This is a genomic window from Roseovarius maritimus, assembly GCF_043355895.2.
GTDB classification, from domain to species: Bacteria; Pseudomonadota; Alphaproteobacteria; order Rhodobacterales; family Rhodobacteraceae; genus Roseovarius; species Roseovarius maritimus.
In genome coordinates this window covers 951,153-959,898 of record NZ_JBHFPF020000001.1, presented here as the reverse complement: position 1 = coordinate 959,898, position 8,746 = coordinate 951,153, and the positions used below count along the sequence as shown (strand labels likewise).

Here is an 8,746-nt window from a genome sequence, read left to right as displayed (position 1 = left end):
TTCGTCAACCCGAAAGAGGTGAAGGGCGATCTGGTCGGCCATCTGGTCGAGCTGACGGGCGGCGGCGGCGACTATACCTTCGATGCCACCGGCAATGTCGGCGTGATGCGCACAGCCTTGGAAGCGTCGCACAAGGGCTGGGGCGAGAGCGTCATCATCGGCGTCGCACCCGCCGGCGCCGAGATTGCCACGCGTCCCTTCCAGCTGGTCACGGGCCGCACCTGGAAAGGCACGGCCTTCGGCGGCGCGCGGGGCCGCACCGATGTGCCGAAAATCGTCGATTGGTACATGGACGGCAAGATCGAGATCGACCCGATGATCACCCACATCCTCAAGCTGGAGGAGATCAACAAGGGCTTCGAGATGATGCATGCAGGCGAGAGCATCCGCAGCGTTGTGGTTTACTGATCTGCTGAAAACGCTGGAAAAAATCATACGGGCGGCCCCAGCGGGCTGCCCTTTTTCCATACATGGCGCGGTTCAATCACTGCCCACCCTTGCCAGCCCGCGCCACGCACCGTGCTGCACCCCATGCCGGGCTTCGTATCGCGCCGGGCACCAACGACAAGGGAGGCTACGGCCGGTCAGAGAGTATCTCGATAGTCTGCGTCCAGCAGCCGGGCGGGTGATAACCTGCCTTCAGGGCGAAGGGCGGCTTTGCAAGGATATGGCGACTGAAGGTGCATGCTTCTGTCCGTGATCTGCGTATGGCACTCACATGATGCGCTTGGCTTTGGTTCGGGAAAGCCCATCTCCGTGGCGACTTTGATATCCAGGTCAGGATTTCTGTCGGCTTTTCCCTCACCACGTCCCTTCAGGGGCGCCTTCCTTGCGGAAGGGCTGGTGTTCTTTGTGTGTCAGGCGGTTCTGAACTCCGTGCCGTCCATCCACATCCGGTGCATGATGACCGCCGGTTTCCTCGCGAGGGCAATTTTCGCGCGCTTTGCGCCCCGTCGAGCGGCAACACGCGTCGTCCATGCTTGGAGCGGGGTCCAGCGTGTGGTTCTCACCAGCATCACATGCGCCGCTTCATAGAGCGCTGCCCGCACGCTGGCATCGCCAGCCTTGGTGACCGCCGTGACCCGATCAGTTCCGCCTGATTGGTATCGTCTCGGCGTCAGGCCAAAGCAGGCGCCCACCGACTTTGATGAACGAAACCGTTTCGGGTCGTCGATAGCGGCTCGGAAGGTCATCGCAACCACGGCGCCAACGCCGGGAATGGTCATGAGGCGACGGCAGACCTCATCGTTCCGAGACTGATCCCGAACCAACTTGTCCAATTTGGCAAACTGCTCTGCCATCGCATCGCGTGCTGACAGGAGCGGGGAGATTGCCGCCTCCAGCACTGCATTGCCGGCGATCAAGTCACGAACCAGATCACAAGACCGGCCTCGTGCTCCTGTGGGAACCCTCAACCCAAATCCGCGCAGAAGGCCTCGAACCGAATTGTCGAGTTCACGGACACGACGACCCAGACGATCGCGCGCCGACAGCATCAACCGCAGGTCCCGGGCAGCAGGGGTCTTCAAATGAACCGGTTGAAACCAACCCATGCGAGGCAACTCGGCGATGCCCCGGGCATCCCGCCGGTCCGTCTTGATCGGAACGGCAGATAACGCTGCATGAACCCTTCGCGTCTCGATCAAAACGCTGTCCAAGCCTCTCTGCTTGAGGCCCTCAGCCAGAAAACTCGACATCGGTCCGGCTTCGAGACCGATCCCGCCAATATTGTCAGAGAACGGATCGAGCGCATGTGTGATATCCTCAGGATTGCTGCGCGCGGAAAACTCTTGCTCGACGCAACCGGCGTCGTCAATCACGCAAATGGCCGTGCTCTCGACCAAAACATCAAGCCCTATGTAATACGCCATGGTCATCTCCTCTTAGCTGCAAATCACCACAACAATTGTGGCGAATTGGCCCGATGACCGCATCTCCGTTATTCAAATCCTCAAACCTGTCCCACTTTATATGACGTAAGACACTGTGGTGATCCGCTGCGAAACGGGTGTGTCGCCAAAGGCCGGATTGATCCAGCTGCGCTCATGCCGCTGCAAGGCCGGCCCCGGAATAAGCAGCCCAGGCCCAGTCTCATCGCGCTCGGTCAGAAGAGCGCCCCCAGGCGGGAGCTTCCGCCAATGTGCTGCAATCTAAGCCTCGGCGGCCCACCGATGCCTCGCGGCCAGAAATACCGGATTTTGCCCCAATTTTTAAGAGGCAAAGCCGCGCGCCGCGACACACAGCGTCCCCAGGCTGGAGAAAAGGGCAAGAACACGCTGCGCATCGACCATCTGCGCCCTGTCGAGCAGGCAGGGTTGCAGATGATTGATCTCTGCCTGCTCGCCAGTGGACAGCGTTACGCTCATCTTGGAGAGCCTTCGCCGTGATCACTCGACCCGGATGATCCGGCGGGCCAGAACCGACTGGCCGGGAATATCCAGGAACCGCAGCTCATACATGCCCGGCGCGTCCGGAAGGGTGATGGAAACCGGCGGCGCGCCGTCGATCTTGATGGCGGTGATCCAGGTGAACGTCGCCTGATTTGCCCGCGCGATCGAGATGCGTTGATCTCCGCTGGCATTCTGCACCGTCCAATCGACGCTGATGGTCGCGCCGGCAGCAGCAGTCTCGGGCGCGCTCAGGCTGGCGCCGCTTTCCAGTGCGGCATCCGCGGCAAGCACCTCGATTGGATGCCGCGCGAGTACGCGGCGGCCCTCGTTCAGCACATAGCGCAGCTCGTAAAGGCCCCTCTCGGCGGGAGCGGCGAGCTTGGCATCGGTGTTTTCCCCGACCCGGACATAAGTAGCGGACTCCTCATCCGGTGTGCCGATTGGAACGATAGTGACATAGTCCTGGCCGTGGACGGCACCGGTCCACGAAATGCCGATTGTGTCTTCGGCTCTGATTTCATTGGGACCGCTCAACGTAACCTCCGGCTCGGTGATCTCGATGGGCTTCGAGGCCAGCGTGCGGCGGCCCTCGTTCAGCACATAGCGCAACTCGTAAAGGCCGGTCTGGCCGGGTGCCTGCAGGTCATTCTCGCTGTCGCCCCCGACCCGGATGTAATTCTCGGCGCTGCCCTCCTCGGCGCCCATCGGGACGATGGTGATGTAATCCTGCGGCGCCACCGTCCCGGTCCAGCTGACGCGGATCTTGTCCCCGGCAAGGGCCGTGGCGGGGCCGCTCAGCGTGACCTCGGGCTCGGTGATCTCGATGGGCTTCGAGGCCAGCGTGCGGCGGCCCTCATTCAGCACATAGCGCAGCTCGTATAGGCCGGTTTCACCGGGCGCCTGCAGGTCATTCTCGCTGTCATCGCTTACCCGGATGTAATTCTCGGCGCTGCCCTCTTCGGCGCCCATCGGGACGATGGTGATGTAGTCCTGCGCGGCCACCGTTCCGGTCCAGCTGACGCGGATCTTGTCCCCGGCAAGGGCCGTGGCGGGACCGCTCAACGTAACCTCGGGCTCGGTGATCTCGATGGGCTTCGAGGCCAGCGTGCGGCGGCCTTCATTCAGCACATAGCGCAGCTCGTATAGGCCGGTTTCACCGGGCGCCTGCAGGTCATTCTCGCTGTCATCGCTTACCCGGATGTAATTCTCGGCGCTGCCCTCTTCGGCGCCCATCGGGACGATGGTGATGTAGTCCTGCGCGGCCACCGTTCCGGTCCAGCTGACGCGGATCTTGTCCCCGGCGAGGGCCGTGGCGGGGGCGTCCAGCGTGACCTCGGGCTCGGTGATCTCGATGGGCTTCGAGGCCAGCGTGCGGCGGCCCTCATTCAGCACATAGCGCAGCTCGTATAGGCCCGTCTGGCCGGGTGCCTGCAAGTCATTCTCGCTGTCGTCCCCGACCCGGATGTAATTCTCGGCGCTGCCCTCTTCGGCGCCCATCGGGACGATGGTGATGTAGTCCTGCGCGGCTACCGTCCCGGTCCAGCTGACGCGGATCTTGTCCCCGGCGAGGGCCGTGGCGGGGGCGCTCAGCGTGACCTCGGGCTCGGTGATCTCGATGGGCTTCGAGGCCAGCGTGCGGCGGCCTTCATTCAGCACATAGCGCAGCTCGTATAGGCCGGTTTCACCGGGCGCCTGCAGGTCATTCTCGCTGTCATCGCTTACCCGGATGTAATTCTCGGCGCTGCCCTCTTCGGCGCCCATCGGGACGATGGTGATGTAGTCCTGCGCGGCCACCGTTCCGGTCCAGCTGACGCGGATCTTGTCCCCGGCGAGGGCCGTGGCGGGGGCGTCCAGCGTGACGTCATATTCAGGCTCTGGTTCGGGCTGAGGTTCAGCCGCAGGTTCGGGAGTGGATACAGCCTCACTGACGCTCGCAAATGCCTTGCCAAGCTCGTCGGCGTTGCCAGCTGACAGATACTGACCACCCGTCCTGTCAGCCAGACAGGACAGCGCGCTCGCATCCGCATCGCCAAGACCAAAACCAACCACATGCGCAGTAAAGCCGACGCCGCCTTTTTCCAGCGCGTCTGCCAGCGCGCAAGGGTCGCGCTCGCAGCTCTCCAGCCCGTCCGAAATCAGGATCACGGTTGCGGGCCTGTCCGCGTAGGACATCTCGGTTGCGGCGCGCTCCACGGCGGTTGTCAGCGGCGTCTTGCCTGTCGGAGTGATCCCGCCGATCCGCTCGAGGATACCCGCGCGGGTATCCTTTCCCGGCGCAACAAGCGTTTCGATATCGGTGCAATCGCCGCGGCGGCGATGGCCATAGGCCATCAGCCCGACATTGCGGTCGGCGGTCCACTCGCCCAGCAGATTTTCCATCACGTCGCGCGCGATCTCGATCTTGGCGGTGCCGTCAATCTGTCCCCACATCGAGTTCGAGCCGTCGAAGACGATCATAACGTTTTCATCGGCGGCATACGCGGTCGTGGAAAAGGCCAGGGTCCCGACAAGCGACAGTGTCGCCGCGTTGAAGATGGTATGTTTCATATTCACTTCCTTCGCGTGTGATGATCGAACTTCGATGCGCCGCGCTGCCGGTATCGAGCCTTACTGTTCACCGATCTGTCAAGGCATGATGCCGTCACTAAGCGGGCCTATGACGGTTCCGTTCGCTTCGAGCGCCGTGGCGGCATCTTTCATCGCGCCCTGCAAAGCCGGCGCTCCGCGGCCTATGCTCTCGCCCTCTGCCTGCCCAAGAATCTTGCCCGTTTCGATGTCGATTTCCTGAGCAAAGACCAAGAAACCGTCAGGCCCTTCCACCCGGAATATCTTGAAATTGAGAACCCGGCGCGGCGGGTCGAGCTTGCCCGGCCCGGCTTGGCAGATCTCGCGCATCCCGATTTCGGGCAGGATTGCGTTGTTGCGGCCCATCCGGAACCGGATGTGTCGGGTGGATCCGTCGCGGGCGGTGCCGGCCAGGTCGCGCTCCGTCTCAAGAGCGCGAAAATAGTCGCCCGGCGCGTACTCCGCGGGCGGGGTCATGCCACGCGCAGCGAGAAAACCACGCGTTGCGGTCTTTTCCTGCGCAAAGGTATCAGAGGATACCACCGCCTCATCGTCGCATCCCTCGAGATCCGGCATGGAGGTGCCGCGCGGCTCCATCGCGACGGGAAAGGTGTATTTGAAGCCCTGCGTCACACCCTCGACCTTGCCGACAAAAACCTTGTGGCCGATGACGCGCATCGTCAGTGAACCGCTCTCGATGCCGATGTTCTGCGCCACATATGTCGTGTCATCATTCGCCGATTGCACGAAGAGCATACTCTTGCCGCCTTGGCTGATGACGAACTCGCGCCCGCATTGGTTGACTTCCATCTCGAAAAAGCCCTCGCTTTGGGGCTTTCGGATGGTCTGGCCAACCCATCCCTCGCGATTGTTGTACGCCTGCGCGATACGCCCGGCATCCGGCAGGGCATTTCCCGGCGCGACGTTGACGAAGCTCTTACCAAAGAAATACTCGTAGGTGCCTTCACAAGGTGGTGCCTCCGCTCTGGCGGGACCGGCCAATGCCGTAACAGTCGCCAGAGTGAATAGCCAAACGGCGCTCTTCCTGCGCGCTCCGTGCAAAGATATCGACTGCACGTCGCTCGGCTTTGGGCCGGATCTGTCTCGACATGCTCGAATAGTCATGTTCTTTTCTCTCCTTCGTTTAGCTCAGATGCCCCAAGAAATCATAGACTGCGGGCATCACGATCTGCGCGACCGCGCCGCTTCATCTGCCTGCCTGCCGCTTTCACAGAAGAAAGGCGGGGACGGCGCCGAAGGCAAGCGGCACGCCTAAGCCGACCAACAGCCCGGCCAGGCCGATCGCACCCGTCCCGAAGAGCACGAACATCAGCCCCAATGCCGCCCCGCTCGCCAGCGCCATTGAGGTGTGCCTTTTGGCCTCGGCCAGAATGGCCTGTCGTTTCTCCTCCAACGCGCTCAGGCGGGGCGCAACGCGGGTCCGGAACACCTCGCTAAAGCCGGTCTCGATCGGGCTGCGTTCAGTAAATTCGGTCATGTCTCCTCCGGTTGATCGTTTTGCACTGAAGTCGGGTCACGGGAATTCCCAGCCGTCGTGTTCAATCCGCATGATGCGTAGTGCCGGATTGGCAAGCGAAGTGTCGATGCGCAGACGAAACACCGTGCGGTCCGGGTGGCCGAAATTGCGGAAACTGGCGTGCACGGTGATCATGCCGCGGTGCATCGCATGCTGTGGCGCCGGGAACACTTCCAACTCTGTGATCTCGGTGTCCTGCGCATCGAAAAGAGGGTCTGCGCCTAAGTCGCCGCGCTTCAGGCGCAGAACGGCATCGGGGAAAAAGTATTTCCGCGCCACGGAGTGATGCAGCGGCCCGATCGCGCTTTGACTTTCGGCGCTTTGGTGCAGGTCATAGACATGGCGCACCAGCGACACTGCTTCTGTGATCAGCGGATCGGCGGCAGGCTGGTAGGCTGCCGACGTGTCCTCGGCCAGAAACCGCGCCGCGACCCAGCCCTGGGTGCGAAGATCAGCACTTTGCATCAGGCACCACCGGGAGGGAAGGTCGCTGCGCTGACTGTCCGTCAGCTCCCAGTATTTCTGGCGGGTCAGGAACGGAACGCATGTGACCATCTGCAAGCCAGTGGCATCAGGCGCGAAGGCACCGATCACCAGATAGTCGGCTCCGGGTCCGGTCCGAGCATTCAGCACATCATCCGCTGCTACCCCAGTGACCTGCCAGGCATCCGGGCCATGCCCATCCATCTGCGCCAGCGCGCCGGAGGAGGGTAACAGCAGCATGGCAAAGGCCATGAGATGTCTGGATACTGTCAGCATAGGAAAAACCTCCTCCACAAGGCTGCGCGCCGGTGATCGAGCGGATGACCGATCGATTAATCGCGGCCCAAGGTCACGTCCTTGGACCACCACGTTTTCAAAATTTTTGCGGTAGCGCTTGATCGGTTGCGCGTGGTGCGTGCGCGCCAGCGCAGGCGTGTCAAAGCACCTCGACGAGGTGCCGTTCAGCGCGATGTCATGCTGTGCGTCGATCACGTGGTAGAAAAGACTGCCCAGTGACGATCGGTCCGCCGCCGCGTCGCGCACGACGTTCGATACGAAGTACATGAGTTTCGGATCATGGCCCGGTCCGTGCTGACAAAGATCCAGCGTACCTGTCGCTTCCTGCTGTTGGCACTGAGCGAAAACAAAGACATGACCGTCCTGCTCGGTGCAATCGCCGCGGCGGAGCCCGCCACCCTGGCCATGGCCAGCACAATGCAGATGTAGCTGATTTCATATTGCAATCTCCTTTCTTCTGTCGGGGCGAGGCGGGCCGCGCTATGCCGGACGCGCGCCGGGCTCATCCGCCGTCGCAGGCTGGCCTGCACCCAAAGCCCGCTCTTTCAGCTTGCGGAACTTGGCCGACATCTGCTCCAGCTTGGCGTCCCAGTCGGGGTTGGGCTGCTGGCCTTCGATCGTCTTGAAAAAGACCTGCATCATGCAGGCGATGGCAAAGGGTTCCAGCAGGGCGGCCTTGACGCTCCAGGCAAACAGCAGGGCAAAGACCACGCCCCCGGCCGCCCATGCGCCCGGCATGAAGTAGACGACCAGCGCCGCGGGGGCGAGCATGACAATGAACACCAGAAAGCTGAGTCCATAGACGATGATCGCCAGCCAAGCCGCGTTTTTCAGCATCACCTTGTAATTCTGCCCGTAAAGCACCAGCGCTTCCTTGGCCGACATCCAGGCGTTGTCAGACCGGGTGCGGATCGCATAGGCGAGGATGACCTCGTCGATGAAGCCGACCGCGACCTTCAGAAATGCGGACAGGATACCGCCCAGTTGTTGCACACCGGGGATCGGCAAGATGGTCAGGATACCGCGCACTAGCCCGGTAATGGCCCGGATGACGCCCCTGATCAGCTGGTCGATGGCGAAAAGGACGCTGGCCTCTGCAAATCGTTCCTTGACCACCGCCGTCGCGTGGTGGATCTGGCTGCGCCCCTCGGGCATCGGCTTGCCGTCGATCAGCTCGATCAGCACCGCAATATGCCCGGCCTTGACGATATAGAGGATGTATTCGCGCGCCCAATACATTATCGCGCCGAAGATGCCGAAGCCCGCAAAGCCGCCCCACATCGTGCTGCTGGCGCGAAACCCCTCGTCGCCGAAGCCACCGACACCCCATCCGACACCGGCCCCGACGCCCGTGACCAGGATGTATCCCAGCGTGATCCCGAAATAAACGGCGATGCGCAAAAGGATGAATGGCAAGGTTCGCACCATCATCCCCAGCGCACCGCCTATGCTAAAATCCCACATGAAAAAGTCC

Annotated in this window: 9 protein-coding genes; 2 read left to right on the top strand and 7 right to left on the bottom strand. The window is 62.0% G+C overall.

Annotated features, from left to right (window positions below; translation table 11 throughout):
- On the top strand, positions 1 to 408 hold a 408-nt coding region (locus tag ACEWPM_RS04760; protein ID WP_420768003.1), incomplete at its 5' end, for a zinc-binding dehydrogenase.
- Positions 409 to 857: 449 nt separating this feature from the next.
- On the opposite strand, the gene ACEWPM_RS04755 is transcribed toward ACEWPM_RS04760, so the two are convergent.
- The 6 genes from ACEWPM_RS04755 to ACEWPM_RS04730 form a co-directional block, all read right to left on the bottom strand.
- The gene (locus ACEWPM_RS04755) at positions 858 to 1,871 is read right to left on the bottom strand and encodes an IS110 family RNA-guided transposase (protein WP_393964152.1); all 1,014 of its coding nucleotides are present in this window, start codon (positions 1,869 to 1,871) and stop codon (positions 858 to 860) included.
- A 339-nt stretch (positions 1,872 to 2,210) separates the two neighbouring features.
- Complete coding sequence (locus ACEWPM_RS04750; RefSeq protein ID WP_393964153.1) at positions 2,211 to 2,366, bottom strand: hypothetical protein; 156 nt, start codon at positions 2,364 to 2,366, stop codon at positions 2,211 to 2,213.
- A 21-nt stretch (positions 2,367 to 2,387) separates the two neighbouring features.
- Positions 2,388 to 4,937 carry a VWA domain-containing protein gene (locus ACEWPM_RS04745; protein ID WP_420768002.1) on the bottom strand — a complete coding sequence of 850 codons (2,550 nt, stop codon included), beginning with the start codon at positions 4,935 to 4,937 and terminating at the stop codon, positions 2,388 to 2,390.
- Between the two features lie 78 nt (positions 4,938 to 5,015).
- Positions 5,016 to 5,957 (bottom strand): hypothetical protein, encoded by a 942-nt coding sequence (locus tag ACEWPM_RS04740; protein ID WP_393963384.1) that lies wholly within the window; start codon positions 5,955 to 5,957, stop codon positions 5,016 to 5,018.
- Positions 5,958 to 6,183: 226 nt separating this feature from the next.
- Complete coding sequence (locus ACEWPM_RS04735) at positions 6,184 to 6,453, bottom strand: hypothetical protein (protein WP_393963385.1); 270 nt, start codon at positions 6,451 to 6,453, stop codon at positions 6,184 to 6,186.
- A gap of 36 nt (positions 6,454 to 6,489) precedes the next feature.
- Positions 6,490 to 7,539, bottom strand: coding sequence for an SH3 domain-containing protein (locus ACEWPM_RS04730; protein WP_393963386.1), 1,050 nt, complete (start codon positions 7,537 to 7,539; stop codon positions 6,490 to 6,492).
- Between the two features lie 12 nt (positions 7,540 to 7,551).
- On the opposite strand from ACEWPM_RS04730, the gene ACEWPM_RS04725 reads away from it, so the two are divergent.
- Positions 7,552 to 7,701 (top strand): hypothetical protein, encoded by a 150-nt coding sequence (locus ACEWPM_RS04725; protein ID WP_393963387.1) that lies wholly within the window; start codon positions 7,552 to 7,554, stop codon positions 7,699 to 7,701.
- A gap of 51 nt (positions 7,702 to 7,752) precedes the next feature.
- Here the strand turns inward: ACEWPM_RS04725 and ACEWPM_RS04720 are convergent, their stop codons facing one another.
- On the bottom strand, positions 7,753 to 8,736 hold the full coding sequence (locus ACEWPM_RS04720) for a hypothetical protein (RefSeq protein WP_393963388.1): 984 nt from the start codon (positions 8,734 to 8,736) through the stop codon (positions 7,753 to 7,755).
- Positions 8,737 to 8,746 lie beyond the last annotated feature (10 nt).

Bases quoted from the DNA above. Each gene is read 5' to 3' on its own strand.
- ACEWPM_RS04750 (WP_393964153.1), bottom strand. From the start codon at position 2,366: ATGAGCGTAACGCTGTCCACTGGCGAGCAGGCAGAGATCAATCATCTG.
- ACEWPM_RS04725 (WP_393963387.1), top strand. From the start codon at position 7,552: ATGGCCCGGTCCGTGCTGACAAAGATCCAGCGTACCTGTCGCTTCCTG.
- ACEWPM_RS04735 (WP_393963385.1), bottom strand. From the start codon at position 6,453: ATGACCGAATTTACTGAACGCAGCCCGATCGAGACCGGCTTTAGCGAG.
- ACEWPM_RS04755 (WP_393964152.1), bottom strand. From the start codon at position 1,871: ATGGCGTATTACATAGGGCTTGATGTTTTGGTCGAGAGCACGGCCATT.
- ACEWPM_RS04730 (WP_393963386.1), bottom strand. From the start codon at position 7,539: ATGTACTTCGTATCGAACGTCGTGCGCGACGCGGCGGCGGACCGATCG.
- ACEWPM_RS04720 (WP_393963388.1), bottom strand. From the start codon at position 8,736: ATGTGGGATTTTAGCATAGGCGGTGCGCTGGGGATGATGGTGCGAACC.
- ACEWPM_RS04745 (WP_420768002.1), bottom strand. From the start codon at position 4,937: ATGAAACATACCATCTTCAACGCGGCGACACTGTCGCTTGTCGGGACC.